This window comes from Neobacillus sp. SuZ13 (genome assembly GCF_030123365.1).
Taxonomy (GTDB): domain Bacteria; phylum Bacillota; class Bacilli; order Bacillales; family Cytobacillaceae; genus Neobacillus.
In genome coordinates, this window is sequence record NZ_CP126107.1 from 4295334 (window position 1) to 4320278 (window position 24945).

The window sequence follows — 24945 nt, forward strand, 5'->3', positions numbered from 1 at the left end:
CTGCCCACAGAAAAAAGCAGGCTATATTTTCTTGCAGCCTGCTCCTCTATATTATTGGCTCTTTTAACTAGTCTGTTGATTTCCACTCCAGGCGGCTTCGCTCCAATCAACAGAATGGCTAAATCAATTGTGACCTTTTATTTATTAATAAGCTTCAATTTTCACATTTTCGTCCACTGATAGTGCGGCTTCCGTAGAGTTGACAACTTCCTCAATTGTAAATCCTTTTGCTACTTCCACCAATTTAAGACCAGTGTCCGTCACATCCATGACTGCGCGCTCGGTGATAATCCGATTGACTACCCCTTTACCTGTAAGAGGCAGCGTGCACTCTTTCAATATTTTTGATTCACCTTTTTTATTAACATGCTCCATGATTACAATTATTTTTTGAGCACCATGAACAAGATCCATTGCACCGCCCATGCCTTTTATCATCTTTCCTGGGATCATCCAATTCGCTAAATCGCCAGTTTCGGATACTTCCATTCCACCAAGGATCGCCAAATTGACATGGCCGCCGCGAATCATTGCAAATGATTCAGCGCTATCGAAATAGGCTGCACCACTAATCGCTGTAACAGTCTCTTTACCAGCATTGATTAAATCGGGATCCACCTCGTCCACACTTGGATAAGGCCCGATGCCAAGAAGACCATTTTCAGATTGCAAGACCACTTGTTTATTAGCTGACATATAATTGGCAACCAAGGTTGGCATACCAATGCCTAGGTTTACATAAAAACCATTTTCGATTTCCTTCTCTGCCCTGATTGCAATTCTCTCTCTGACAGAGACTTTTTCATTCGCCATTGTACTCTCTCCCTTCCCCAAAACTATTTACTCACTGTCAATCTCTCAATTCGTTTTTCCTGTGTTCCTTCGATGATTGTTTGCACGTAGATACTTGGGGTATGAATAAAATTAGCATCTAATTCACCAATTTCATAAAGCGCTTCCACTTCTGCAATCGTTACTTTCCCAGCCGCCGCAATCATCGGGTTAAAATTCCGTGCCGTTTTGTGGTAAACAAGATTCCCCATTTTGTCACCCTTCCACGCCCTCACAAGACTAAAATCGGCCGTTAGTGCCTCTTCTAGCAGGTATTCTCTTCCGTTAAAAATCTTCGTTTCTTTCCCCTCTGCAACCTTTGTTCCTACTCCAGCAGGTGTATAAAATGCTGGAATTCCAGCCCCACCTGCCCTGATTTTTTCAGCGAGTGTGCCCTGAGGCGTTAATTCTACCTCTAGTTCACCAGTTAAAACCTGTCTCTCAAACTCTTTATTTTCACCCACATAGGATCCAATCATCTTTTTGATTTGTTTATTATTTAGGAGCAATCCTAACCCCCACTCATCAATCCCACAGTTATTTGAAATGACCGTTAAATCCTTCACGCCTTTTTCTGCTAAGGCCAAAATCAGATTTTCTGGTATTCCGCACAACCCAAATCCACCAACCATCAAGGTAGCCCCATCATGAATATCAGCAACTGCCTCCTGGAAGGATGTACAAATTTTCTTCATGCTGTTTTCCCTCCTTCATCCTTTTTTCCTTTATTATTTCTAGTAAATTACGAAAAAATCCTTTTATTTTGTCAAAATTTCTATTATTCTTGCTTTTTTGAATTTAACACCACTACAATGAAAGTATGATTATCGGAGGTGGAAAATGAATGCTAAATTTACCTAAAAAGGTCACGATCATCGAGGTCGGCCCTCGGGATGGACTTCAGAATGAAAAGTTATTTGTACCAACTGTTATAAAAAAACAATTTATTAGCAGATTAAGAAATGCTGGTCTTCAAGAAATGGAACTCACATCGTTTGTATCACCGAAATGGGTGCCTCAAATGAGCGATGCCGCTGAAATAGTAACTGACTGCCTTGATGCTGATGCCAGAAATATTGTTCTAGCTCCGAATCGTAGAGGGGTTGACAGGGTATACTCTACCGATTGTCAGGCTGTTGCTGTGTTTGTTGGCGTCAGCAATAGCTTTAATCTTAAAAATATTAATAAAACAACAAAAGATAGTATGACGGAACTTGTACCGATCATCTCTGAATTAAAAGAGAAGAATTATTTTGTCCGGGCCTGTATTTCTACCGCCTTTTATTGTCCTTATGAGGGAAAAATCAATGAGAGTGATACGATAAAACTTTGCCAGGAATTTGTTGACGCAGGGGTCGATGAATTAAGTGTTGCCGATACCATCGGGATGGCAGCTCCAGATGAGTGCTTTGCATTGTTTTCCCAATTGAAAAGTCTTTTTCCTCATACACTCTTAACCGCCCATTTTCATGACACACGAAAGCTTGCCCTTGCGAACATTTTTGCCTCTCTCCAGGCAGGAATCGACCGATTCGATACCTCTGCCGGCGGGCTTGGCGGTTGTCCATTTGCACCTGGTGCTTCCGGAAATGTAGCAACAGAGGACGTAGTGTATATGCTTGAACGGATGGGGATTGATACCGGGGTTGATTTGAATAAGTTGATTGATGCGATTGAAGTCGTACGTCCTCATCTTTCCAGACAAATTGAAAGCGGATACTATCGTCTGCATGCACAAACTGTCTAAATTTACTTTCTGTGAATAATCGGTCTTCTACTAATGCATCTTATTAATTGAGACTAGCTTGAAGGGAGACTGATTATTTTGAGCCAAAAACGGGATAAAGGTTCCAGTCAAAAGGGAAAAAACTATGCTGAAACTGCAGGTGGAGGACAGCGAGTGATGGCTGCTGAAGAAGTCGAAAAAGCAATCCATCCTACAAAAAGACAAAACGCTGAGCAATAAATTATTTTGTCAACTCAGGAAGCCGCTCGTTGGTGCCAGCGGCTTTTTCTATGCTAAAATTAAAATTGTTAATTTATGGGCGCTTGGGCTTATTTTTTCATACCTTATATAAAAAACACGGGAGGTGCCATTGGTGAAGAAGACACTCCGAACTTTGTTTGCCTTGTTGTTATTCTGGTTATCTCTTGGTTTGTATTTTACAAACCGCCTTATGTATATGAAAAAGAAGGATGAGGATTTAATTTTAAGACGGGAAAAAGAGGCTGGCAGATATAATCCTGAGGAATTTGAATCCTTGCCGAAGCGGGAAATAGATATTTCTTCCCCTTTCGGTTATATGATTAAAGCTCTACTCGTTGAACCGCATCAGACGAATCGTTATATCATTATTTCTCATGGTGTAACCGAAACGAAAATTAATTCGATTAAATACGCTAATCTGTTTCTAGCGCGGGGGTTTAATACATTAATTTATGACCATCGCCGCCACGGGGAATCCGGGGGCAAAACCACTAGCTTTGGTCATTATGAAAAATTCGATTTAAAAACTGTCGTCGATTGGCTCAAAAAAGAAAAAGGACCTCAGCTTGAACTGGGGATTCACGGGGAATCGATGGGGGCCGCTACCATGCTTCTCTATGCTGGGCTTCTTGAGGACGGTGCTGATTTTTATATTGCTGATTGTCCATTTTCGGATTTTAAGGAGCAGCTTTCCTATCTCATTAAAAGGGACTTTAAGCTAGTCCCTAGCCTTTTATTGCCGCTTGGTGATGCTCTTTTACGTCTGCGGGATAAATATTCGATTCGAAATGTATCACCGATTTCGGTCATTGAAAATATCAAACATCCAATTTTGTTTATTCATAGCCAAAAGGATGATTTTATTCTTCCGACCATGACAAAGGATTTGTTTGAACATAAAAAAGGGCCTAAAATGCTCTACTTAGCGGCTAATGGCCGCCACGCTCAGTCCTTTAACGAAAACCGGGCTGATTATGAACGGGTAATTGATGAATTTTTACAAAAGTATGTTGATCATGCCTTACCAAGCTAAAAACAGACTGTCCAAAATGGATCAGTCTGTTTTTTCTTTGATTAGTAAACTCATATGGCCATTAAGAATTTGCTGTGGACTCTTTAGTTGAAAGCAATTGGCCGCATTAGAAAAATCAATTTTCATTTGCTCATCCAAAAAAACTGTTTTTGATTTTTCCACATAAACTGTTCGATCATTTGTCTCAATCGCAATATCATCTGAATCTAGATTCGGGACAAACCACAATGCCACTACCCCATTAACCGCACAACCACAGCCTTCGGTATCGTATTTTAGCTTTAAGTAGCCTTCTCGACCATTAACTCTTTGATTTATTTTTTCTACTGCCGCTTCTGTTATATTGATCTCCACGTTGATTACTCCCCTCTGTTTAGCATATGGTGATTGTACCACATGTTACGTGAGGTTGATTTAACTTTGCTCATGGATTTAAGTCTCCGTCATCCGGATGTCAGCAATGGCATCTATCGGAATCCGGTGCACCTCTTCAAAGCGGTCCAGTACATGAAGCCGTTGGGTCAGTTCGTCCCAGTAATGGATTTTGCCAATCACGATTTCATAGTTCCGATTTCGGTAATGGGTAATTGTTACGTACTGATTATATTCAATCGCTTCGGACAAAATCTCATTCATCAATTCCAGCTGCTGTTCATCCATCTCTCGTTTCTGTTCATACCGATCTTCCTTCACCCAATCCCTGAGTAATTTCACATGCTCAGGAAGCATCATCGATGTCCATTTGATCCTTCCGCGATCACGAATCATACACTTCTCCTTCTTTCCTATCTTTTATGTCCGCCGACAAGTGTAGCCCGGTGCTTAGCGGTTCCGGCAGCCGTATAAGAAACAGCGCGCAACAGGGAACCTGAGCCAAAGCGTCTGCGCACCGTATCTACCACATAGCCAAGCTCACGCCGCTTATAGGCACCCATGTCGAAAAGATCCAGCTGGAGCTCAAGGTCATCAACAATATTGCTGATGGCAATCGAAATTTGCCGCACCGTCTTTCCAGAGTAATGCTCATGAAATAATTCAAGGCAAACACGATAAAGCTCCATCGTCACATTTGTTGGCTGTCCGATCGTTCTCGAGCGATGAAAACCGCCGCCAAATTCGTCCTGGCTATAGCCAACTCCGAGACTAATCGTTCTCCCTGCCTTTCGATGCGTCCGTGCCCTTCTTGCTACTTCCTCACACATTTCTAAAATGACCGTCTTAATTTCCGCTTCCTCTTTATAGTCCCTTAACAGAATTTGACTTTTCCCAAAGCTAATCTGCCCTTGAATAAGCGGTGCACCCAATTCAGAGAGATCAACACCCCAGGCATGATAATAAAGCTGGTTTCCCATGATGCCAAATTTCTTTTCCAACATTTCTAAATCATAGCGGGCAAGCTGACCAACATTAAAAATACCCATTCCATTTAATGTTTTTTCCACGCGTCTGCCGATCCCCCACATTTCTCTAAGCGGCGATACATTCCATAGCTTGGTTTGGACATCTTCATACGTCCACTCGGCTACTCCTTTTTTCTTGGCATCAAGGTCAAGACATAGCTTCGACAATAGCATGTTCGGGCCAATTCCAACGGCACATGGCAACTGAAACTCCCGTTCAATATCACTCTTTATTTTTTTGGCGATCGTGTGGGCATCTCCCCACAACTTCATCGCACCATCCACTTTAATAAAGCTTTCATCGACGCTATAAACATGGATGGCTTCTTTTGGAACATAGCGATTAAATACACGGGAAATTTCTGTGGCAATGCGCAAATACGTTGCCATTTTGGGCTCAACAATTTGAATCCTAGGATCTTTGGGAATCTCGAACATCCGGGAACCGGTTTTGATGCCAAATTCTTTTTTCATCCGCGGCGAAGCAGCAAGGACAATACTTCCCTGCCGCTCTTTTTGACCGACAACAGCTAAATAACATTCCATTGGGTCAAGGCCGTGCATGACAGCCGAACAACTGGCATAGAAGCTCTTCATGTCTACACATAAAATTTTATTTTGCGGCAGTACGCTGTAATCCACCATGACTGATCCCTCACAACTTAAATATCGAACACTCGTTCCTTTTTATTATATTCATTATCATAAGCGAATATGCGTTCGTATTCAATGGAAATTTTTTAACATGTTTTCATTTATGGAAGCTCGATAAAAAATAGTATAATGTGAGTGAGGTGCATGTTTATGGATAAAAAACTAGTTGTGAAAATGATCAAAAATTGCTTTAAACAATATTACGATGCGGACTCCATGCCTATTGGTGAAAAGGATTTGGAAATGCTCACAAAGCGAATTCTCCAATTAAAAGAGGACGAACCAACCGCAAACTTATATGAGGTCATCAATGATACGGTGTATGAATTTTTAACAGGCTAATTTATACCTTCAAAACAAAAAAAGCCCCCGATAAAGAGGCTTACTACTTCAATGTTTATTTCTGATTAAAAGCCCGTCTGCCAATCCGCTCAAACAGTCGGGGGAATAGCACGTACACGACGCTTCCCATATTCATCCAACGAGGCAAATTAATCTCCCTAGTTTTCGTAAGCATACTGTTGACGACCTTCTCGGCAACATACTCGGGCTTAAGCATAAATCTCTGCACATTTTTAACATAGGTGCCTTTTTCGTCAGCAATATTAAAAAAATTGGTAGCGATTGGACCAGGATTCACAGAGGTCACAAGTACATTAAAATCTGCTAATTCCATCCGCAGTGAGTTGGTGTAACCAAGAACCGCATGCTTAGAAGCTGAATAGACACTTGATTTAGGCGTGGCAATTTTCCCAGCTTGGGAGGCAATATTGATTATATGCCCAAAACGCCTTTCACGCATTTTCGGCAGCACCATGCTTGTGCAGGCCATAAGCCCCACCACATTCACATCAAACATTCCCTTGATTTCATCCACTGTCGCCAAATGGGCTTCACGGAAAACTCCAAAACCAGCATTATTGACAAGAATATCAATATCTCCGATTGTATCGAAAATCCGTTGAAATATCTTCTGTACCTGAACTGTATCTGACACATCCAACTGATAAACAACCACTTTAACCGGATGCTTTTGCTGGAGTTCCATTCGCAATTGTTCGAGTTTACCAATACTTCGGGCTAATAGCACAAGATTGGCACCGCTAGACGCACATAGCTTGGCGATTTCCGCTCCGATACCTCCAGATGCACCAGTTATCACAATATTTTTACCTTTTAATTGTTCCCTAATCATTTCTACACCTCATCTGAGTTGATTCCAAAGCTAAAATTTAGCCTGAAAAAGAACAGGATTTGTCCCCTTACTACTAATCTCCCCAATAGATGATAAATAGTCAAGTTGTGCGACGGTTTCGGAAATGGTCAGCATCAGTTCGCGCTGGTAAACAGACGGAAACAAGCGTTTACAAATTTCAAATACGGTCAACTCTTCTTCTTTTAACCAGCTATGAACTGTCATGGCCCGCTCGTGCTGCCGCACTAATCGTTTATCAACCAACTCTGCTAACTTATAAACTTCCTCCCCATGCCCTGTATAGACACATTGAATGGGATACGAAAGCAGCTTCTTCATCGAGTCATTATGCTGCAGCTGTGGCTTCGGTCTTTCAATTTCACCAGGGGCCGGCGGCTCTAACAATGGATTGGGTGAAATATGTGCTAAAATCAAATCTCCGCCAATTAAAATCCCATCCTTTTCCCGGTACAGGGCAATGTGGCTTTGGGCATGACCTGGTGTTTCAATGACCTGCCATTCATTTAGCCCAGGAGGTCTCATTCCCTCAACAAGATGTCCGGTCAATGAGCGGTTGCAAGAATATTTCAATGTTTTTCTTAATTTTGAAAGTAAAGGAAAGTATTCCTCAGGCAGTCCGAACTCTAGAAAATGAATACGAAAAAATTCTTCTTGTTCTTGAAAAAAAGCTTCTGTTGGTTGAATCCATCGTTCATTCAGATGATGACCGTATACTTCTAAGGTATCTGGAAGAAAATCAAGCATCCCCACATGATCTGGATGATGATGTGTTAGAATTACTTGCTCGATATCCGCTGGACTTAACCCTATATCTCCCATTTGAACATTAAACGACTCCCAAGCCTGTTCAGTTTTTACTCCAGCGTCAACAAGCGTTAAACGATCGCCTTTAATCAAATAAACATTGACATCCCCAACAGCAAAAGGAGTTGGCACCGTAATTTTTGCTATTCCGTCTTTCCATTTTGTCATTCCTAAATCCCCTTATCATTATTTTCCAATAAAGAATCCATTGATATAGATATGAACATTATGTGACATTTATGATATATACTAAAGTGTAGCGATATTTTAACCAAATGTCATTATTACTGCATAATTTTTTAGAAAAAATAAAAAATTCTCTAAATTTAACTATTGACAGATAGGTTGTTTATCTTGCATAATCTAGTAAAAATTTAATTCGCTAAAGCGATGAGTAAGGCCAGTAAATGAGAAATGGCGAAAGAGAGTGAAGTTCGACGGCTGAAAGACTTCACCGCCCTCTTAATCATTGAACCTACCTTAGGAGCACTTAGGAAAACCTAACGTATATCCGGCGTTATCGGAGTCGAGTGAACCCTTATGGAAATGATGTGAGGGTAATGAAGGTGGTACCACGGAAGTTAGACCTTTCGTCCTTTACGGATGAGGGGTCTTTTGTTTTTTTTGAGAAAATAAAGGAGGAACATACATGAAAAAAATCGCAATTATTGGTGCAGGATCGATGGCTGAAGCATTCATTTCAGGAATTCTTGAAAATGGATTTATTGATAAAAAAAATATATGGATCACAAATAATTCTAATCAAGAAAGATTAGCTAACTTAAAAACACGTTATGGAATTCAAACGACTTATAATTTGAATGAACTGTTTGATCAAGCAGACATTGTGATGTTAGCCATGAAACCAAAGGACGTCGCCACTGCCATTCACTCGATTCGTGAACACTTAACAGAGGAGATGCTCATCGTCTCTGTCTTAGCAGGTGTATCCATGGATACCATTGAAACATTGGCAAGAGTACCACTTGCGATTGTAAGGTCGATGCCAAATACCTCGGCAGCTGTTGGAAAATCGGCCACTGCTGTTGCGGTGAATCATCGTGTTACCGATTCTCAGTTAGAAACAACTAAAAACTTATTTGGCACCGTCGGCTTGGCTTCCGTTGTGGAGGAAGAACAGTTAGATGCCGTTACTGGCCTTTCCGGGAGTGGCCCCGCCTATATTTATTATCTAATTGAAGCAATGGAGAAAAGTGCTGTTGAAGTAGGTCTAGAAAAAGAGATGGCCAGTGAATTGATTGTACAAACACTGCTCGGTGCAGCGGAAATGGTCAAAAACTCAAGTAAGTCCTCTACCCAGCTGCGCAAAGATGTAACAAGCCCTGGCGGAACTACAGAAGCTGGGATTCGAGTGCTTGAGGAACACGGGGTCCAAGAAGCATTCATTTCTTGTATCAAAGCAGCAACGGCCCAATCTAAAAAAATGGGAATGGAATTAAGTTCTAAGCTTCAAACTGCTGACCAACCTTCCTAAATTGGCTTTTTGCCTTTATTACATTAAACTAGGAAAAAAGGCTAGGGAAGTGTCAGGCATGCTAACGATCTTATTTTCTTTAGGAATTCTAGTCTGGATTATCTTTCTTATAGACGGAATAATTGGTTTGCGAAAAATAGATCCATTAGAAAAAGAAGCAGGCTTAGAGCATGGATCATTGTTGTCTGTAGTGGTTGCTGCCCGTAATGAGGAAAAGCAAATAGCTGCAAGTATCCTCAGCCAGTTAGAGCAAACCTACAAAAATGTAGAATGGATTCTCGTCAATGATCGGTCTACGGATGCCACTGGTAATATCATGGAGGAATTAACAACAAAAGACCCGCGCATAAAGGTCATCCATATTGAAAAATTACCTGAGGGCTGGCTTGGGAAGAATAACGCCTTGTACACGGGTGCACGTCAAGCTTCAGGTAGATGGCTGTTGTTTACTGATGCAGACATACAATTTGAAAAACAAGCATTCGCAAAAGCGCTTCATTATTTTGAAAGGAATGACTTGGAGCACCTAACTGCTGCGCCAAACTTAAGCGCTAACCGGTTTTGGTTAAAAACATTTGTTGCCTTTTTCCTGTTTGGCTTTTCATATTTCAAACGTCCGTGGTTAGCCAACAACCCCAAATCAAAGATTGGAACTGGAATCGGCGCTTTTAATCTAGTTTTAAAAGAAGCTTATGAGTCTTTTGGAACACATGAAAGAATAAAAATGCGTCCGGATGATGACTTACAGCTCGGGATGAAGATGAAAAAAGCTGGCTATCGACAAAGTATTGTAACTGCATTACATTTAATTGAAGTAGAATGGTATGGAAGTTTAAAAGAAGCTTTTATCGGCCTAGAAAAGAATACATTTGCCGGATTACACTACCGAATCAGCATGGTTATATTTGCAATCCTCGGGGTTTTTATCACTAACGTTTTGCCCTTTGTGACGATTTTTTCCGGGAACAAGACTGTTGTCCTATTATCCTTTGGAAATATCATGCTAAGCGGAATACTTTATGTAATGGTCATAAGAAAATTAACCCTATTCTCCCCGCTCATGTTTTTGGTTTTGCCAATCACTGCCCTGTTGTTTATATATTCGATTATTCGGGCGAGCCTTCTAACCTTTAAGCGTGGCGGTATTGTTTGGAGGGGAACCACCTATCGGTTAAGCGAACTCAGAGAAAAAGAGTAGAAGCTTAGTTTTTTCAATAAAACATTCCTTTTGCTATACTATAAAAGGAATGTTTATTATTGATTTCGGGAGGCTTCTAAATGGCAATAAAACTATTTTCCCCCTATACCATAAAAGGTATCACATTTAAAAATCGTATTGTCATGGCACCGATGTGCATGTATTCGAGCCATAACGAAGATGGCCATATCCAAAACTGGCATCGCACTCACTATACAACCAGAGCCGTTGGTCAGGTTGGTCTGATTATAGTTGAAGCAACTTCCGTAACACCTCAAGGAAGGATTTCAACTAGAGATTTAGGGATCTGGAGCGATGAGCATATAGAAGGTTTTAGAGAGCTTGTTAGTCTAATGAAAGAGCAAGGAGCCCAAACAGGAATTCAACTCGCCCATGCCGGCAGAAAAGCCGTATTAGAAGGTGAAATTCTTGCCCCATCTGCATTAGCTTTTAATGAGAAAATGAAAACGCCAAAGGAAATGTCCAAAACGGATATTGAAGAAACAATCGAAGCATTTAAAAAAGGGGCGAAGCGTGCAGCAAAAGCCGGTTTCGATGTGATTGAAATCCATGGCGCTCATGGGTACCTTATCAATGAATTCCTATCACCTCTATCCAATAAAAGAACCGATGAATACGGTGGCTCTGCCCAAAACCGCTACAGATTCCTCCGAGAAGTGATTGATGCAGTAAAAACCGTTTGGGAAGGTCCATTATTTGTGAGAGTTTCTGCACATGATTACCACGAAGAAGGGTTAACACCAAATGATTACATAACTTATAGTCAATGGATGAAAGAACAGGGTGTCGATTTAATCGATGTAAGTTCTGGTGCGGTTGTCCCCGCCCATATTGACGTATATCCTGGATACCAAGTAAAATACTCTGAAACCATTAAGAATGGTGCTAGCATTTCCACCGGCGCTGTAGGGTTAATTACTACAGGGATTCAAGCGGAAGAAATTTTACAAAATGAAAGAGCAGATTTAGTCTTCTTAGCTCGTGAATTACTTCGCGATCCATATTGGCCGCGGACTGCAGCCAAGGAACTTAACGTAAGTATCGAAGGACCAAAGCCATACGAACGCGGCTGGATTTGAATCGTATAAATCAAACGCACTTACCTAATTTTTATGGTAAGTGCGTTTTTACATTACTTGAGTGGCAGGTTTATTTCTTTAAAATCCTCAGCAATATCCGTATTCAGGAATACTTCTTTCGCCTCATCTACTAATTCTTGCCAAGCATTTCGATCATAACGAGAGCTAATGTGGGTTAGACATAGCAGCTTACAACCGGCCTTCTTTGCAACATCGGCAGCTTGATGTGTGGTTGAATGAAAATAGTCATGGGCCAGCTTTTCTTCATTAGCAGAAAAAGTCGCTTCATGTACCAGTAGATCGGCATTCTTAGCCAAGAAAATTGCATTTTCGCAATAGCGGGTATCACCTAAAATCGTAACAACTCTCCCCTTCTGTTCCGGACCAAGAAACTCCTTAGGATCAATTGTCCTTCCGTCATCCAGGGTTACAGCTTCACCATTCTTAATTTTTCTAAAAATAGGTCCAGGCTGTACACCCGCTTCCTTCAACTTATCAGCAAGCAATGTTCCAGGTCTGTCCTTTTCTACAATTCGATACCCATAGGAAGGTATTCCGTGGTCAAGCCGTCTGACTTCCACCGTAAACTGCTCATCTTCAAAAATAATTCCCTCTTCGATTTCAATAACAACTAAAGGATATTTCAAATAAGTCTGACTTATCGAAAGGCTGACATGAATATAGTCTTTTATCCCTTTGGGACCATAAACCGTTACCTCAGATTCCCCGCCTTGAAAAGAGCGGCTCGATAATAATCCTGGCAGCCCGTAGATATGATCACCGTGAAGGTGGGTAATAAAGATTTTTTCAATTCGCCGCGGTTTTATAGAAGTATGTAAAATTTGATGCTGGGTAGCCTCACCGGCATCGAACAACCAAACAGCCCCCCGCTCCTCAAGCAATTTCAGTGCAATAGACGTGACATTGCGGAGTTTTGCCGGCATTCCAGCCCCTGTTCCTAGGAAAAAAATATCCACAATAATAAACTCCTCTCAAATTCCGTTCCTTTGTTTCCAATATTGATAATATAGCACAAACAAATATTATTTTCTCCTCCAAGGGCAGCTAGTGATAAGTGAATATCAGGAATTATTATGTGAAAAATAAAAGAAATTGTCTAATTACGTTGTATTATTTTTGCGAAGTCTAGACGAATGAGATAAAATCAAACAATATAAACATAAGAGTAATATGCAATTTTACATAAACAGAAAAGAGGTATTTACTTTGGAGCAAACTGGAAACATGACTTCATTAATTATGATTTTTGGTGCGACTGGTGATTTAGCAAAGCGGAAGTTGTTTCCTTCCCTTTACCGGTTATTTGAGAAAGGAAAATTAACTAAATTTGCGGTGGTTGGGGTTGCAAGAAGATCGCTATCCAATGATGAATTTCAGCATTCAGTCAAAGACTCGGTCATCTCAGCCTTAGGAAATAAAGATAAGATTGATGATTTTATCTCGCATTTTTACTATCAATCGCATGATGTTAGTGATTCCAACTCTTACGCATTGTTAAAAAATTTAGCAGATGAGATTGATCAAAACTATCAATTAGAAGGCAATCGTATCTTTTACCTTGCCATGGCTCCTGAATTTTTCGGAACGATTGCTTTACACTTAAAATCAGACAAACTTACAGAGGTAAAGGGTTATAAACGCCTCGTCATTGAGAAACCATTCGGACATGACTTAGAATCTGCCATCGAGTTAAATAGACAAATTAGAAGTGCATTTAAAGAAAAAGAAGTATATCGTATCGATCATTATTTAGGAAAAGAAATGGTGCGGAATATAGAAGTAATTCGATTCGCCAATGCTATATTTGAACCGCTTTGGAATAATCGTTATATTTCAAATATTCAAATTACCTCTAGTGAAATACTCGGGGTTGAAGAACGGGGCCGTTATTATGAAACAAGCGGCGCACTTAGAGATATGCTTCAAAACCACATGATGCAAATGGTAGCCTTGCTTGCGATGGAGCCACCAATCAACCTCTCCACCGATGAAATTCGTTCCGAAAAAGTTCGTGTGTTTCGTGCACTTCGGTCGGTTGAGGGAGAAAAGGTTAATGATTATTTTGTTCGCGGCCAATACGGTGAGGGTACGGTTGAGGATGTTCCAGTTCCTGCTTATCGTGATGAAACGATGGTGGACAAAGAATCAAATACAGAAACCTTTGTTGCTGGTAAAATCATGATTGATAATTTCCGCTGGGCTGGTGTTCCGTTCTACATTCGGACAGGAAAAAGGATGTCAACAAAATCAACCAAAATTGTCGTTCAATTTAAAGATATTCCGATGAATTTATATTATCAAACGGAAAAAATGCTAAACCCAAATCTCCTTGTAATTCATATTCAACCTGAAGAGGGAATTACATTACATCTTAACGCAAAAAAAGCAGGCGGACACTTAGATGCTCAGGAAGTAAGAATGAGCTTTGCCAATACCGGCATCCATGCGATGAATACTCCTGAAGGCTATGAGAAGCTCCTTTACGATTGTATGCGAGGCGATGCCACGAATTTTACCCATTGGGATGAAGTGGCCTATTCTTGGAGTTTTGTTGATAAAATTTCGGCAGTTTGGGAAAACACGAAGGCTGAAAACTTTCCTAATTATCAATCCGGGACCACGGGACCGAAAGCGTCGGATGAGCTTTTAGAAAAAGACGGCTTCTTCTGGTGGCCAGTAACTGATTTAGAAGTAGATATGTGTAAATAAAAAATTCAAAAGCACTACTTTTGTTATGATAGCAAAAGTGGTGCTTTTTAGTCTGGTTTATTTATTTTATTGGGAGGTAATTGGAGAAAATCTTTATTAAAACTTGTTCCAGTACCGATATTATCCGAGGAAGGAGCCTGGTGCTCCCCTGCATTTTCAATGATTTTTTTACCGTATTTTGCACGGAGACTGGACAGTGTATTAAGTAAAGGCTCTTTTTTGGCATCCTTTTCATAGGAAAATAAATCTAACTGTTTAAAGGCATGGTCATGATCAACTAAATCATTTCCTGTAATTCCTAACAGCCTAACAGCGTCCCCATTCCAAGCTTTTAGAAAAATCTGCTGTGCAAAGGAAGAAATGTCCTCATTTTGATTAATAGGATTGGGAAGTTTTTTACTTCTGGTAATCGTTCTTCGATCCTTGTAGCGAATAGTTATTCCAAGAGTTCCAGCTAAAACCTTCTTTCGCTTCAGCCTTACGGAAACCGTTTCAGCTAATGCTGTTAATACACGAAAAAGTTCCTGCTGATTGCTGACGTCCCGAGGAAGAGTGGTTGAATTGCCAATACTCTTAAATTCCTCAATTGCTTCCGGGTCAACAGGGCGATGATCAATCCCATTGGCTCGTTCTTTTAATCGAATTCCATTAATGCCAAGCAGTGTTTTTAATTGAATCTCATTTCCTTTTGCTAACTCACCAATGGTATGAATCCCAATCGTCTGTAATTTTTCCGCTGTCTTCTTTCCAACGCCATGCATTTCATTTGTATTCAACGGCCAAAGAACTTTGGGAATATCACGTTTTCGAAGAATGGTAATTCCCATTGGCTTTTTCATATCTGAGGCGGTTTTCGCTAAAAATTTATTAGGAGCGATCCCAATACTGCAAGGAATATCTAGTTGTTCTAATATCCTTTTTTGAATGCTTTGAGCAATCTCGATTGGACTTCCATATTCAAAACTTTCTGTAATATCTAAGTATCCTTCATCAATGGAGACAGGTTCTACAAGTTCTGAATAATGCCTGAGAATTTCAAACATGCCAATTGAAACAGCTCGATACCGTTCAAAATTCGGTTTCATCACGATTAACTGAGGACAAAGTTTTTTCGCTTCCCAAAGCGGCATCGTTGTTTTGACACCAAATTTTCTAGCTTCGTAATTGCAGGTGACAATAATTCCTCTGCGCTCTTCTACATTTCCAGCAATCGCGAGCGGTTTCCCTTTAAGATTGGGGTCATAGGCCATTTCGACGGATGCATAAAAGCTATTCATATCTACATGTAAAATGACTTTTCCGTTTTTCGGGTACATTTCCTTCATGCTGGCACTTCCTTAACGCATATTCTTCCCTTAGTATATCAAAAAGGAGAACCCTCGGTTAGGTTCTCCTTTCATTAGATTATTGATTTGCTACTTCATCGATAATCGCAAGTGTCATTTCTGCCAGTTTATACAATTCTTCCACTGGCATACGCTCATTGGTTGTATGAATTTCTTCATAGCCAACAGCTAGATTGACAGTAGGAATATTAAAGCCAGCAAATACGTTGGCATCACTGCCTCCGCCGCTATGCTGAAGTTCACAACTACGGCCGATTTTTGCAGCTGCCTTACGAGCTACTTCGACAACATGGTCGCCTTCGCCAAATTTAAAGCCTGGATACATGACCTCTACATTAACTTCGGCTCTGCCGCCCATTTCTGCTGCTACTGTTTCAAATGCTTCTTTCATTTTGCTTACCTGAGCTTGCATTTTTTCAGGGATTAATGAACGGGCCTCAGCTAAAATATCCACACGATCACAAACGATATTGGTTGCTTGACCACCCTCAAAGCGTCCAATGTTAGCAGTTGTTTCATGATCGATTCTTCCTAACGGCATCTTCGCAATCGATTTTGCAGCAATCGTAATCGCGGAAACACCTTTTTCAGGTGCAACACCCGCATGAGCTGTTTTACCGTAAATAATAGTTTTTACCTTTGCTTGTGTTGGAGCAGCTACAACAACATTACCAACTAAGCCATCGCTATCCAAAGCATAACCGAATTTTGCTTTTATCAGTGAGGAATCAAGTGCTTTTGCACCAACAAGTCCGGACTCTTCCCCAACGGTAATCACGAATTGAATCAAACCATGTGGGAGGTTTTGTTCTTTTAACTGACGGATGGTTTCAAGCATAACAGAAATTCCGGTTTTATCATCGGCACCTAAGATTGTTGTGCCATCTGTAACCACATAGCCGTCCTTTATAGAAGGCTTTACTCCTTTAGCTGGTGTAACAGTATCCATATGACAAGTAAAATAAATCGGGTCAACACCCTCTTTAGTTGCCGCTAGCGTGCAAACTAAATTTCCTGCACCGTGCCCTGTCACAGCTGTTGTATCGTCTTCAAACACTTCAAGACCAAGTTCTGAAAATTTTTGTTTTAATACCTTGGCAATTTCAGTCTCAAATTTCGTTTCTGAGTCAATTTGCACAAGTTCTAAAAACTCATTTAATAGACGTTCTTGATTAACCATTAGATTGACCCTCCAATTATATACTCACTAATGTCCAGCTCCAGCGCCTAGGGGCTCGAAGGTCTACAGCCAATCCGTCCAGAAGGTTAAAGAGCAACCTTCTAGCCGGCTCGTCTAGACTCACGCCCCTGGTCAAGGCGCTTCCTCTTTTCTTATTTCAGTATACCTTTTACCAGTAATATCATCAAATTGAGAGTACAAACCGATAGAGATTTTCTTTTATAACGGGATGTTACCGTGCTTTTTATAAGGTCTTGACTCTTTCTTGTTTCTAAGCATTTCTAAGCCTTGGACAATTTTCATTCTGGTTTCGCGTGGGTCAATGACATCATCGACCATCCCTCTGCTTGCTGCCACATAAGGATTGGCAAACTTTTCGCGGTATTCATCAATTTTCTGCTGTCTTGTCAGTTCTGGATTCTCACTATTGTTAATTTCCTTCGCAAAAATAATATTAGCTGCACCTTGAGGTCCCATAACCGCAATTTCAGCATTTGGCCAGGCAAATACCAAATCGGCACCAATTGATTTACTATTTAACGCAACATAGGCACCGCCATAAGCTTTTCTTAAAATTACTGTTAACTTTGGAACGGTCGCCTCGGAATAAGCAAATAATATTTTTGCCCCGTGGCGAATGATCCCACCGTGTTCCTGCTTAACTCCTGGGAAGAAGCCTGTCACATCCTCAAACGTGATAATTGGGATATTAAAAGAATCACAGGTTCTGATAAATCGAGCCGCTTTATCAGAAGAATCAATATCCAGGCCGCCAGCCATTACCTTTGGCTGATTACAAACAAGACCTACAGATTCACCTTTAATTCGAGCAAATCCAACAACAATATTTCTAGCAAAATCCTTTTGAACTTCCATGAAACTGTTCTCGTCAACCACTTGCTCGATAACTTTGCGGACATCATATGGACGTACTGTATCAAATGGAATAACATCCATTAAATCTGGACGATAATCTTCGTCATCCTGTACCTCAAACCTAGGAGCCTTCTCCTCATTATTCTGCGGAAGATAGCTTAACAACCTGCGGACGTTTAGTAACACTTCTTCCTCTGAATCAGCTTGAAAATGGGCATTTCCACTAATGGAGCTATGGACATTCGCACCACCTAATTCCTCAGCTGAAATCTTCTCACCTGTCACTGTTTCAATGACTTTAGGTCCAGTAATAAACATCTGACTCGTCTTTTCCACCATAAATACAAAATCAGTAATCGCTGGTGAATAGACTGCACCACCCGCACATGGACCCATAATTACCGATATTTGCGGAATGACACCGGAATAAATCGCATTTCGGTAAAAAATATGTCCGTACCCATCTAATGATACAACGCCTTCTTGAATGCGCGCCCCACCGGAATCATTTAAACCGACAAAAGGTGCTCCATTTTTCGCTGCTAAATCCATCACATTAGCAATCTTTTTGGCATGCATTTCCCCTAATGCCCCGCCAAAAACAGTAAAATCCTGCGAGAAAAGATAAATGGGACGACCGTTAACTTTCCCGTATCCAGTTACAACTCCGTCCCCTGGGCCCTTTTGTTCATCAAGGCCAAAATCATTCGTACGGTGCTCAATGAAAGGATTTAACTCAAAAAATGTTCCTTTGTCTACTAAAAGATCGATTCTTTCTCTAGCAGTCAGTTTGCCTTTTTGATGCTGCTTCTCGATTCTCTCATCGCCGCCGCCCATCTCAACCTCTCTGCGTTTATCATACAACTCATTTATCTTTTCATAGATGTCTATCATTTTACCCCTTCATCCCTTTCTTCTCACAAAGTTCGAATAATACCCCAGATGTCGATTTTGGATGCATGAAAGCAATGTTTGCCCCACCTGCCCCAGGTCTTGACTGCTCGTCAATCATACGTATCCCTTGTTCCTTTATTTCGCGAATTCTTTCTTCGATCGAGTCCACTCCGAGGGCAACATGGTGAATTCCCTCACCGCGTTTTTCGATAAATTTGGCGATGGCACTTTCTTCTGATGTAGGCTCAAGTAGTTCAAGCTTTGTACTGCCCGCCTGTAAAAAGGCCACTTTTACCTTTTGAGTATCCACCTCTTCGGTTCCAATCAAAGGCAGATTTAACACATCGGTATAAAAGGGAAGCGCTTTCTCAATAGACTTCACCGCAATTCCAATATGGTCGACTTTTTTAATCATTTTTACCCCTCTGTTCTAAATATTAAAATTTATTCGACAATAATCTTATTCGTTAAAAAGTTCATAAATCCTTCCTTAATTACTTAGTTGTTCCGTTGTTCATTTTTGCATTTCCTTGTACAATATAAGTAAAGTTTTAAAATGTTAAGGGAGGTACCCATATTGAATAGTAAGAAATCGAGGAAAATCATTGTTTATTTAATGTTATTTGCTATGCTTGCCTCAACTCTCCTAATAGGAATTGGTTCATTTCTATAGATAGATATAGGAAAAGGGACTGTTCAAACGAACAGTCCCTTTTCCTATTTCATCGCTCCATGATCTTTTGCAAGTGTCTCATATGATTTTTTTGAAGAAATTACTAATACTTTTGTTCCTAATGGAATGACTGGATATAGCGAGGTAACCACTTCATTTTGAGTGCGGATACAGCCTTGAGAGACATATTTTCCGATTGAAGCAGGCTGATTCGTTCCATGGATGCCATAGGTTCTACCATCTGTTCCTTTTGCATCAAAGCCAATCCACCTCGCTCCCAGTGGATTCTTTGGATCTCCTCCAGGAATATTCCCTTTCCGAAAATAAGGTTCTCTGGCCTTTACCGTAATGGTAAAAATTCCTTCAGGTGTCAGCTCTTGTGTTTTTCCAGTTCCGACACTTACAACCGTTTGTACTTTGTTTTCATTGATAAAAGCCATTTCATTTTTACTTTTATTCACAATAAGAAATGGATCGCCTGGCATAGGGTTTGGCCCCAATGGCCAAAGTGGTGACATGAAAAAAGCAATCAGGATTGGCGAAAAAATTTTTATCAAAGCAGCCACCTGCCTTTTTTTCCCTAGTTTGCTTCAATCTTCTTCTGTTCATTCACTATTGCTGATGTTTTTATTCCCTTAAATGAACTTTTAATAATCAGATATTCGTTCATTTCATTTACTAACTGCAACAGAGCAGCCCTCGTTTCAAATTCTTCTCTTGTCTTTGGGAGCTCCATTTCCTCAAATTCCTTTTTCATTTCTCTTAATTTTTCAAGATAAATATAAGCTGTATTTCCAGGATGGACATTTTCAGAGAGTTCTTCCAGAAACTCAGCTACCATATGCCCTTGCTTTACCGTCCGGGTAATAGAAGTGACAATTGGTAAGACACGTTCGATAATTTCAAATTGCTTTTGTCTCATTTTAAAATAATGAAAATAAAGATTCTCATCTCGTAAAAAATGATTTTCAACATCCTGAAGGGCTATGGCTATCGCTTCATCAAGTAAACGAGCCCCATCCGTAATCTCTTTTCCATCCCAATTACTATCCCCAGTACGTAAATAACGGACTATTTCAACGAAGATGATTCTAAAATTCTCCTCAATTTCACTTTGATAATCCTTTAGTTTTTTCTCAACACTTGGCATATAAAGATTAATAAGTAGTGCGACCCCAATACCAATGGTGATTACCCCAAGCTCATTAAAAAAAATAGCCAAGGTTATTTTTTGGGCCATATAAATATGTAAAATAATAACACTACTCGTCACAATTCCGTCGGGCGCCTTCAGCATTACTATGGTTGGGATAAAGAAAAATAACATAACACCTATTACAATCGGATGATAGGAGATTCCTTCAAAAAAGACGGCCGAAAAAGGCATCGCTAATACACAGGCTAAAAACCGAGCCCATGCCGTTCTGAGTGACCTCCGCTTTGTCACCTGAATACATAATATGGTAAGTATTCCTGCAGAAGCGAAGTTCTGCAGTCCTAACTGCTGAGCAAGTAAAATTGAAATGGCTGTCCCAACAGCTGTTTTAATTGTCCGATATCCAATCCGAAATTTCATAGTTACCTCTCCAAAATAGAAAAATAGGCTTTGTTAAAGATTAATGTTGATTTTGACACTCTGTTGGCCTTCGTTCCAGGCACGAAGACTCCTGCGGGAGTACGGGGCAGGGGAGACCCCACAGGCGCTAAAAGCGCCGAGGAGGCTCCCCGGCACGCCCGCGGAAAGCGAAGTGCCTGGAACGGAAATCAACAGACAATTTTTAACACAGCCAAAAAATAAAAAGATGATCGTTAAGACCATCTTTAGCATATCCCTATTAAAGCATTCTTTTGCAAGAATGTCTCATATTTATGATTGCGATTCTCTACAATACTTTTTCTAAAAAGTCCTTAGCCCTGCCAGTCCGTGGGTTATTAAAGAATTCATCAGGAGATCCTTCTTCTAATAATACCCCTTCATCAAGGAAGATGATCCGGTCAGAAACTTCACGAGCAAACCCCATTTCATGGGTAACAATGGCCATGGTCATTCCTGTTTGCGCAAGATCCTTCATTACATTAAGTACTTCTTTTACCATTTCTGGGTCAAGTGCGGATGTTGGTTCATCAAATAACATTAACTTCGGTTCCATCGCGAGTGCACGAGCGATCGCCACACGCTGCTTCTGTCCACCTGATAAATTATTCGGAAATGCTTTTTCTTTATCAGTAAGACCAACGCGTGCAAGCAATTCTCGGGCTTTTTTCTCAGCAAGTTCCCGCGATTCGCCTTTTACTTTCATCGGTGCATAAGTTAAGTTATCCAAAACCGACAGATGTGGAAATAAATAAAAGTGCTGAAAAACCATGCCGATTTGTTCACGCGCTTTCATGATATTCGTTTTGCTATCGGTAAGCTCTTGATTATTAATCCAAACTTTCCCTTTGGTTGGTGTCTCTAACAAATTTAGGCAGCGAAGAAAGGTAGATTTACCAGAACCCGATGGTCCAATGATCGAAACAACTTCCCCACTATTAATACTTGTAGAAATATTTTTTAATACTTCGTTATTTCCAAACTGTTTATAGAGGTTTTCCACTTTAATCACTGTACTTCAGCCTCCGTTCAAACCGTTTACCTGCCAAAGTAAGCACCATAACTAAAATCCAATAGATGAAACCAACAAAAATTAATGGTTCAAAATTACGATAAGTATCTGCTCCAACAACCTGTGCACGGCGCATCAAGTCTAAATAACCAATCGTCGAGACGATGGCTGATTCTTTGGTTAAGGTAATAAATTCATTCATAAGTGCAGGTAAAATATTTTTTAGTGCTTGTGGTAAAATCAAGTCCTTCATCATTAGACGATAAGGAACTCCTAGTGCTTGGGCTGCTTCGGTTTGACCCTTATCAACTGCTTGTATTCCGGCCCTGATTATCTCCGATACATAAGCTGATGAATTTAAACCAAAAGCTAGGATAGATGATAAAAATGGTGAAATGTCATAACCCGTTAATTGCGGAATGGCAAAATAGATTAACATCAATTGTAAGATTAATGGTGTCCCACGAAAAATAGATGTATATAGATCCCCAAACCAATTTAATGCTTTGATTCGTGATATTTTACATAGAGCTAAAATTGTACCAAGGATAAAACCTAATATAATTGAAATAATAACAAATTTTAATGTAACCCATATTCCCTCTAAAATAAAAGGAATATAAGGCACAATTTGGCTAAAGTCCAAATTCATGCCTTACACCTCACTTTATAATTTTCTTTGCAGCATTAGTCTTGTTGAAATTCAGTTTATGCTTATTGCTGGTCTTTTAACCACTTGTCCTTTAATTCTTGGAGTTTTCCATTCTTCTCCAAGTCTTTTAGAGCTTTATTTACTTTTTCAGTTAAGTCACTGCCTTTTGGAAAAGCAACAGCCATACCAGGAGAACTTGTTGTCGGATCATCAAATCCGCCTAAACCTTGTTCTTTTATATATCCGGTTGCGACTGATTTATCCATATAAGCAACCTGGATACGATTTGATAATAGCTCTTGAATTAATGTTGTTGCATTATCTAATGGCTTTAACGTAAAATCAACCTTTTTTTGAAGAGTTTTTGCCCCCTCTTCTTGAATGGTTCCTAACTGTACTCCAACTGTTTTTCCTTTAAGATCATCAATTGTTTTAATATTAGAATCTTTTAGCGTGATAAACATCTCACCTGAATGGTTATATGCTGTTGAGAAATCAACATTTTGCTTACGCTTTTCAGTTGCAGACATACCAGCAAGTACCATGTCCACACGTTTTGCCTGTAATGCACCGATTAACCCATCAAACTTCATGTCTTTTATGTCTAGTGTGTAACCTAATTCTTTAGCAATGGCATTAGCTAAATCAATATCAAAGCCCTCGACCTTACCAGATGGGTCTCTTGATTCAAAAGGTGCAAAATCAGCTGAAGTAGCCATTGTTAATACTTTCTTATCTGCTGTCTTTCCTCCATTTGCTCCTTCTTTATTACTCTGTCCACAAGCAGCCAAAACCACTAATGTTAAAATCATCGTAAAAAATAAAATTGTTTTTTTCATGATGTATCCTCCTATGATAAAAATATCGACTTAATATGATTTGAATTTTTATTCAACAAAACGAATATTAACACATAGATATTATTTTGAAAAGATATATTTCTAATATAAAAATTTTCTAAAGATTCTGCACTTGGTTATATTAAAATAATATTAGTAAACATTGAAAAAGCACCTCTTTGGAAAGAGATGCCTTTAGAAAAAAGTTATTTTACTACTGTTTGACTAAATTCATTTTTCATTTTTTCCAATGCTTCTTTGTTAGTTATTAAATCATATCCAGTTAATGCAAGAGCCAATGCTCCTCTTGAAAGAATCTGGTGGGAGTTATCAGTGATTGTTAAGTCGGCAAATTCCCTTGTGTGAGCAATTAATCCAGGCGAATCAAGACCAATATAAGGATGAATGGCTGGCACAACATGACTGACATTTCCCATATCAATGGAACCATATGAGTCTTTCGCTTTCTTTACCTGCTTAACACCGGTAGTTAACAAATTGGCAGTAAATAACTGGGAAAGGGTTTGATTGGTCACCATATTATCATAGCTTAATTCATAATTTTCAATATGCAGCTCTGCCCCTGTCATCGAAGATGCCCCTTTTGCAATGCTAATTACCTTTTGAACCACTTCATTTAGATAGCTGCGATCCTTGGCACGAACATAAAACTGAGCTACGGCTTTATCTGGGACGATATTCGCTGCTACTCCGCCTTCTTTAATAATTCCATGGATTCTAACATCTGAAGTCACATGTTGACGCAGCGCATTGATCCCATTAAATAATTGAATGACTGCATCCAGAGCATTAATTCCCATCTCTGGGGAAGCTGCCGCATGACTGGTCCTGCCACGGAAATCGAACTGAATCGCATCCATTGCTAGAGATTCACCACTTTCATAGGATTCATCAGCAGGATGTAAAATCATCGCAGCATCGATTTCATCAAAAATGCCATGTTCAGCCATCGGCACTTTGGCACCATTTGTTTCTTCAGCAGGTGTTCCTAAGACCACCACACGTCCGCCAATTTCATCTACCACTTTACTTAAAGTTACTCCAGCACCGGCACTCATCGTCCCGATCAAATTATGGCCGCATCCATGCCCAACCTCAGGCAACGCGTCGTATTCAGATAAATAAGCAATCGTTGGGCCATCCTTCTTGCTATCATAAACGGCTTTAAAGGATGTTGACCTGCCAACGATTCCCTTTTCAACAACAAAATTATGTTCTTCAAGGAACTCTATTAACCGTTTACTAGATTCAAATTCTTGATCCCCTAATTCGGGATGATGATACAGTGTATCACTAATTTCCCATAATCTATTTTGAATTTTTTCTAAATAATTTTTTAATACATTTTTCATGATGAAAATCTCCTCTATATTATGATTAAAATTGCGAAATAATTAATAAATATACATC

At 39.9% G+C, this 24945-nt stretch carries 27 protein-coding genes; 9 read left to right on the forward strand and 18 right to left on the reverse strand.

The features are described from left to right. Window positions 1–144: 144 nt before the first annotated feature. Together QNH17_RS21205 and QNH17_RS21210 are read right to left on the reverse strand one after the other, a co-directional pair. Window positions 145–813 carry a 3-oxoacid CoA-transferase subunit B gene (locus QNH17_RS21205; protein WP_283874974.1) on the reverse strand — a complete coding sequence of 223 codons (669 nt, stop codon included), beginning with the start codon at window positions 811–813 and terminating at the stop codon, window positions 145–147. A gap of 23 nt (window positions 814–836) precedes the next feature. Continuing rightward, on the reverse strand, window positions 837–1526 hold the full coding sequence (locus QNH17_RS21210; RefSeq protein ID WP_283874975.1) for a CoA transferase subunit A: 690 nt from the start codon (window positions 1524–1526) through the stop codon (window positions 837–839). 149 nt (window positions 1527–1675) lie between these two features. Here QNH17_RS21210 and QNH17_RS21215 point away from each other — a divergent pair, with 149 nt between their 5' ends. From QNH17_RS21215 to QNH17_RS21225, 3 genes are all read left to right on the forward strand, one after another. Then, window positions 1676–2578: a hydroxymethylglutaryl-CoA lyase gene (locus tag QNH17_RS21215; RefSeq protein WP_283874977.1), complete on the forward strand. Its 903-nt coding sequence runs from the start codon at window positions 1676–1678 to the stop codon at window positions 2576–2578. A gap of 78 nt (window positions 2579–2656) precedes the next feature. Continuing rightward, complete coding sequence (locus QNH17_RS21220; protein WP_180230143.1) at window positions 2657–2797, forward strand: hypothetical protein; 141 nt, start codon at window positions 2657–2659, stop codon at window positions 2795–2797. A 133-nt stretch (window positions 2798–2930) separates the two neighbouring features. Continuing rightward, window positions 2931–3851, forward strand: a complete 921-nt coding sequence (locus tag QNH17_RS21225; protein WP_283874979.1) for an alpha/beta hydrolase — start codon at window positions 2931–2933, stop codon at window positions 3849–3851. Window positions 3852–3872: 21 nt separating this feature from the next. Here the strand turns inward: QNH17_RS21225 and QNH17_RS21230 are convergent, their stop codons facing one another. From QNH17_RS21230 to QNH17_RS21240, 3 genes are all read right to left on the reverse strand, one after another. Next, a complete protein-coding gene (locus QNH17_RS21230) occupies window positions 3873–4205 on the reverse strand; it encodes an iron-sulfur cluster biosynthesis family protein (protein WP_283874980.1) in 333 nt (110 codons plus the stop codon). Between the two features lie 78 nt (window positions 4206–4283). Continuing rightward, window positions 4284–4619 carry a YolD-like family protein gene (locus QNH17_RS21235; RefSeq protein WP_283874981.1) on the reverse strand — a complete coding sequence of 112 codons (336 nt, stop codon included), beginning with the start codon at window positions 4617–4619 and terminating at the stop codon, window positions 4284–4286. 17 nt (window positions 4620–4636) lie between these two features. Beyond that, a complete protein-coding gene (locus tag QNH17_RS21240) occupies window positions 4637–5896 on the reverse strand; it encodes a Y-family DNA polymerase (RefSeq protein ID WP_283874982.1) in 1260 nt (419 codons plus the stop codon). A gap of 159 nt (window positions 5897–6055) precedes the next feature. Between QNH17_RS21240 and QNH17_RS21245 the strand changes: the two genes are divergently transcribed. Then, on the forward strand, window positions 6056–6247 hold the full coding sequence (locus tag QNH17_RS21245; RefSeq protein ID WP_283874983.1) for a YqzH family protein: 192 nt from the start codon (window positions 6056–6058) through the stop codon (window positions 6245–6247). A 55-nt stretch (window positions 6248–6302) separates the two neighbouring features. Here QNH17_RS21245 and QNH17_RS21250 read toward each other — a convergent pair whose 3' ends face one another. Beyond that, the gene (locus QNH17_RS21250; protein WP_283874984.1) at window positions 6303–7100 is read right to left on the reverse strand and encodes an SDR family NAD(P)-dependent oxidoreductase; all 798 of its coding nucleotides are present in this window, start codon (window positions 7098–7100) and stop codon (window positions 6303–6305) included. Window positions 7101–7130: 30 nt separating this feature from the next. Continuing rightward, window positions 7131–8093 carry an MBL fold metallo-hydrolase gene (locus tag QNH17_RS21255; protein WP_283874985.1) on the reverse strand — a complete coding sequence of 321 codons (963 nt, stop codon included), beginning with the start codon at window positions 8091–8093 and terminating at the stop codon, window positions 7131–7133. A 481-nt stretch (window positions 8094–8574) separates the two neighbouring features. Between QNH17_RS21255 and proC the strand changes: the two genes are divergently transcribed. The 3 genes from proC (at window position 8575) to namA (ending at window position 11718) form a co-directional block, all read left to right on the forward strand. Continuing rightward, window positions 8575–9420 (forward strand): pyrroline-5-carboxylate reductase, encoded by an 846-nt coding sequence (proC, locus tag QNH17_RS21260; protein WP_283874988.1) that lies wholly within the window; start codon window positions 8575–8577, stop codon window positions 9418–9420. Between the two features lie 58 nt (window positions 9421–9478). Continuing rightward, entirely contained in the window at window positions 9479–10618 is a 1140-nt protein-coding gene (locus QNH17_RS21265; protein WP_283874990.1) for a glycosyltransferase family 2 protein, read from the forward strand. Window positions 10619–10698: 80 nt separating this feature from the next. After that, window positions 10699–11718 carry an NADPH dehydrogenase NamA gene (namA, locus tag QNH17_RS21270; protein ID WP_283874992.1) on the forward strand — a complete coding sequence of 340 codons (1020 nt, stop codon included), beginning with the start codon at window positions 10699–10701 and terminating at the stop codon, window positions 11716–11718. A 53-nt stretch (window positions 11719–11771) separates the two neighbouring features. Here the strand turns inward: namA and rnz are convergent, their stop codons facing one another. Next, window positions 11772–12695: a ribonuclease Z gene (rnz, locus tag QNH17_RS21275; RefSeq protein WP_283874993.1), complete on the reverse strand. Its 924-nt coding sequence runs from the start codon at window positions 12693–12695 to the stop codon at window positions 11772–11774. Window positions 12696–12978: 283 nt separating this feature from the next. Here rnz and zwf point away from each other — a divergent pair, with 283 nt between their 5' ends. Next, window positions 12979–14448: a glucose-6-phosphate dehydrogenase gene (zwf, locus tag QNH17_RS21280; RefSeq protein WP_283879565.1), complete on the forward strand. Its 1470-nt coding sequence runs from the start codon at window positions 12979–12981 to the stop codon at window positions 14446–14448. Window positions 14449–14495: 47 nt separating this feature from the next. Here zwf and QNH17_RS21285 read toward each other — a convergent pair whose 3' ends face one another. From QNH17_RS21285 to mce, 4 genes are all read right to left on the reverse strand, one after another. Then, entirely contained in the window at window positions 14496–15773 is a 1278-nt protein-coding gene (locus QNH17_RS21285) for a DNA polymerase IV (RefSeq protein WP_283874995.1), read from the reverse strand. A gap of 79 nt (window positions 15774–15852) precedes the next feature. Continuing rightward, entirely contained in the window at window positions 15853–16974 is a 1122-nt protein-coding gene (locus tag QNH17_RS21290) for a tripeptidase T (RefSeq protein WP_283874997.1), read from the reverse strand. Between the two features lie 219 nt (window positions 16975–17193). After that, window positions 17194–18744, reverse strand: coding sequence for an acyl-CoA carboxylase subunit beta (locus QNH17_RS21295; RefSeq protein WP_283874998.1), 1551 nt, complete (start codon window positions 18742–18744; stop codon window positions 17194–17196). 1 nt (window position 18745) lies between these two features. After that, the gene (gene mce, locus QNH17_RS21300; protein WP_283874999.1) at window positions 18746–19159 is read right to left on the reverse strand and encodes a methylmalonyl-CoA epimerase; all 414 of its coding nucleotides are present in this window, start codon (window positions 19157–19159) and stop codon (window positions 18746–18748) included. A gap of 162 nt (window positions 19160–19321) precedes the next feature. Here mce and prli42 point away from each other — a divergent pair, with 162 nt between their 5' ends. Next, window positions 19322–19417 (forward strand): stressosome-associated protein Prli42, encoded by a 96-nt coding sequence (gene prli42 / locus QNH17_RS21305; RefSeq protein ID WP_222127296.1) that lies wholly within the window; start codon window positions 19322–19324, stop codon window positions 19415–19417. Between the two features lie 44 nt (window positions 19418–19461). Here prli42 and QNH17_RS21310 read toward each other — a convergent pair whose 3' ends face one another. The 6 genes from QNH17_RS21310 to QNH17_RS21335 all read right to left on the reverse strand — a co-directional run bounded on the left by QNH17_RS21310 (window position 19462) and on the right by QNH17_RS21335 (window position 24887). Next, window positions 19462–19974: a L,D-transpeptidase gene (locus tag QNH17_RS21310; protein WP_481858539.1), complete on the reverse strand. Its 513-nt coding sequence runs from the start codon at window positions 19972–19974 to the stop codon at window positions 19462–19464. A gap of 23 nt (window positions 19975–19997) precedes the next feature. Beyond that, window positions 19998–20993: an aromatic acid exporter family protein gene (locus QNH17_RS21315; protein ID WP_283875001.1), complete on the reverse strand. Its 996-nt coding sequence runs from the start codon at window positions 20991–20993 to the stop codon at window positions 19998–20000. Window positions 20994–21300: 307 nt separating this feature from the next. Then, window positions 21301–22023, reverse strand: a complete 723-nt coding sequence (locus tag QNH17_RS21320) for an amino acid ABC transporter ATP-binding protein (protein ID WP_283875002.1) — start codon at window positions 22021–22023, stop codon at window positions 21301–21303. Further along, window positions 22016–22675 (reverse strand): amino acid ABC transporter permease, encoded by a 660-nt coding sequence (locus QNH17_RS21325; RefSeq protein WP_144547601.1) that lies wholly within the window; start codon window positions 22673–22675, stop codon window positions 22016–22018. Before QNH17_RS21325 ends, QNH17_RS21320 begins: the two co-directional genes overlap by 8 nt. Window positions 22676–22737: 62 nt before the next feature. Further along, entirely contained in the window at window positions 22738–23514 is a 777-nt protein-coding gene (locus tag QNH17_RS21330; RefSeq protein ID WP_283875003.1) for a transporter substrate-binding domain-containing protein, read from the reverse strand. 206 nt (window positions 23515–23720) lie between these two features. After that, window positions 23721–24887: a M20 family metallopeptidase gene (locus QNH17_RS21335; protein ID WP_283875004.1), complete on the reverse strand. Its 1167-nt coding sequence runs from the start codon at window positions 24885–24887 to the stop codon at window positions 23721–23723. Between the last annotated feature and the right edge of the window lie 58 nt (window positions 24888–24945).

Coding starts and splice junctions, on each gene's coding strand:
- proC (WP_283874988.1), top strand. CDS start 8,575: ATGAAAAAAATCGCAATTATTGGTGCAGGATCGATGGCTGAAGCATTC.
- QNH17_RS21325 (WP_144547601.1), bottom strand. CDS start 22,675: ATGAATTTGGACTTTAGCCAAATTGTGCCTTATATTCCTTTTATTTTA.
- QNH17_RS21295 (WP_283874998.1), bottom strand. CDS start 18,744: ATGATAGACATCTATGAAAAGATAAATGAGTTGTATGATAAACGCAGA.
- QNH17_RS21265 (WP_283874990.1), top strand. CDS start 9,479: ATGCTAACGATCTTATTTTCTTTAGGAATTCTAGTCTGGATTATCTTT.
- QNH17_RS21335 (WP_283875004.1), bottom strand. CDS start 24,887: ATGAAAAATGTATTAAAAAATTATTTAGAAAAAATTCAAAATAGATTA.
- QNH17_RS21240 (WP_283874982.1), bottom strand. CDS start 5,896: ATGGTGGATTACAGCGTACTGCCGCAAAATAAAATTTTATGTGTAGAC.
- zwf (WP_283879565.1), top strand. CDS start 12,979: ATGATTTTTGGTGCGACTGGTGATTTAGCAAAGCGGAAGTTGTTTCCT.
- QNH17_RS21215 (WP_283874977.1), top strand. CDS start 1,676: ATGCTAAATTTACCTAAAAAGGTCACGATCATCGAGGTCGGCCCTCGG.
- QNH17_RS21235 (WP_283874981.1), bottom strand. CDS start 4,619: ATGATTCGTGATCGCGGAAGGATCAAATGGACATCGATGATGCTTCCT.
- QNH17_RS21210 (WP_283874975.1), bottom strand. CDS start 1,526: ATGAAGAAAATTTGTACATCCTTCCAGGAGGCAGTTGCTGATATTCAT.
- QNH17_RS21330 (WP_283875003.1), bottom strand. CDS start 23,514: ATGAAAAAAACAATTTTATTTTTTACGATGATTTTAACATTAGTGGTT.
- QNH17_RS21315 (WP_283875001.1), bottom strand. CDS start 20,993: ATGAAATTTCGGATTGGATATCGGACAATTAAAACAGCTGTTGGGACA.
- QNH17_RS21285 (WP_283874995.1), bottom strand. CDS start 15,773: ATGAAGGAAATGTACCCGAAAAACGGAAAAGTCATTTTACATGTAGAT.
- QNH17_RS21245 (WP_283874983.1), top strand. CDS start 6,056: ATGGATAAAAAACTAGTTGTGAAAATGATCAAAAATTGCTTTAAACAA.
- QNH17_RS21205 (WP_283874974.1), bottom strand. CDS start 813: ATGGCGAATGAAAAAGTCTCTGTCAGAGAGAGAATTGCAATCAGGGCA.
- QNH17_RS21250 (WP_283874984.1), bottom strand. CDS start 7,100: ATGATTAGGGAACAATTAAAAGGTAAAAATATTGTGATAACTGGTGCA.
- QNH17_RS21290 (WP_283874997.1), bottom strand. CDS start 16,974: ATGGTTAATCAAGAACGTCTATTAAATGAGTTTTTAGAACTTGTGCAA.
- namA (WP_283874992.1), top strand. CDS start 10,699: ATGGCAATAAAACTATTTTCCCCCTATACCATAAAAGGTATCACATTT.
- QNH17_RS21255 (WP_283874985.1), bottom strand. CDS start 8,093: ATGACAAAATGGAAAGACGGAATAGCAAAAATTACGGTGCCAACTCCT.
- mce (WP_283874999.1), bottom strand. CDS start 19,159: ATGATTAAAAAAGTCGACCATATTGGAATTGCGGTGAAGTCTATTGAG.